Origin of the sequence: Candidatus Magnetaquicoccus inordinatus (assembly GCF_004217665.1) — a bacterium.
Taxonomy (GTDB): domain Bacteria; phylum Pseudomonadota; class Magnetococcia; order Magnetococcales; family Magnetaquicoccaceae; genus Magnetaquicoccus; species Magnetaquicoccus inordinatus.
The window spans coordinates 1-1,536 of record NZ_RXIU01000418.1 but is presented as its reverse complement, the minus strand read 5'-3'; the positions used below and the strand labels follow the sequence as shown (position 1 = coordinate 1,536).

Sequence of the window (1,536 nt, the reverse complement as noted above, 5' to 3'; positions counted from 1 at the left end):
GGAAAAAACAGTTTTCCGTCGCTGTGGATGTTGTATTTGCGCTGGCGATTGGCAATAATCGACAGTGCATCTGCTTGACGATTCCATCTGTTGCCCGTGAGACCGATTGCCATGGAAAATCAACTCTGTCGATTATTGGTGGTGGAAGATGATCCAGTCGATCAGATGGCTCTCAAACGGCTGTTAAAAAAGGAGCAGTTGGCCTACAAAACCACCATGGCCGACTCTTTGCTGCAGGCCAAGGAGTATTTGGCGCAAGATATTTTTGATGTGGTGGTGACCGATTATCGTTTGGGAGATGGTGTCGCGCTGGATCTGTTTGCCCATTTGCAGGGGATTCCGGTCATTGTGGTGACTGGCGGTGGCGACGAAGGGGTGGCTATTCAGGCGATGAAAGCGGGCGCCTTTGATTATCTGCTCAAGGATCGAGAACGTAATTATTTGAATTTATTGCCTGTTGTTGTGCAACAGGCGCTCAATCACAAGGCGGCAGAACGACGGATGCGCCGCAATCAGGATTTGCAAAATACCATCAATACCGTTTTGCGCGTCTCTTTGCAGGATCTGCCTCTCAAAGCCCAACTGGAACATATTCTTGGCCATGTCATGGCCATTCCCTGGCTGTCAAACAGCGCCCGTGGTTGTATCTTTTTATCGGATGGAACCCCGGAATCGGATCTGTTATCCGGCTCTTGTCTGGAGTTGGATCAACCGTTATTGCAACGGCAGATTCACTATTTTCGCCAACAGAGAGAGGCTGGCTTTGAGGCGATGCAGCGTTTGCAGCAGGCGGGTGTCCGTTTTGAGCGCCAGGAAAAGCTGGCCAGTTTGTATCAGACACCCATTTTGTCAGGTGACAAGGTGTTGGGGATCTGGTTGTTCCAGGTGCCTGCCGAGGAGCCCTATAGTGCAGAGGTGGCGGCTTTTTTGGTGGCGATTGCCGATACCCTGGCGGGAATTATCGAACGCAAACGCATGGAAGAGGCTTTGTATGAAGCCAAAGAGCGGGCTGAGGCGGCCAACCGGGCCAAAAGTGAATTTTTGGCCAATATCAGCCATGAGCTGCGCACACCGATGAATGCCATTATTGGCATGACCGATTTGGCACGCCAGAGCAACGATCATGAAGAGCGGCAGATGTTTTTACAGATTGTCCAGGACTCTTCGCATGCCTTGTTGAATCTGCTCAATGGCATTATCGATTTTGCGCGTATTGAGACCAATCGTCTGGCTTTGGCGCGTCTGCCCTTTGATTTTGCCCAATTATTGCGGGAGGTGGTGGATAAGCTGCTGCCCAAGGCAAAAGAGAAGGGGTTGCGCCTGCAATGGCGTATTGAGCGGACTCTGCCGAACCATTTTTTGGGTGATCCGCAGCAGTTGCGGCAGATTGTGCAGCAGTTGGTGATGAATGCCATTAAATTTACCCAGCGGGGCAGCGTGACCATTGAGCTGTTGCCGCATGCCAATGCCCAGACAGAGCAGCCTGGGGCAGAGCCAAAGCTGTTGGAGTCTACAGAGCGCTTTGTGCTGTTGACG

General features: G+C 51.6%; 1 protein-coding gene. It reads left to right on the top strand.

The genetic code is table 11. The features are described from left to right. Positions 1-111: 111 nt before the first annotated feature. A partial coding sequence (locus tag EJP87_RS16175) for an ATP-binding response regulator (RefSeq protein ID WP_130472880.1) occupies positions 112-1,536 on the top strand: 1,425 nt, incomplete at its 3' end.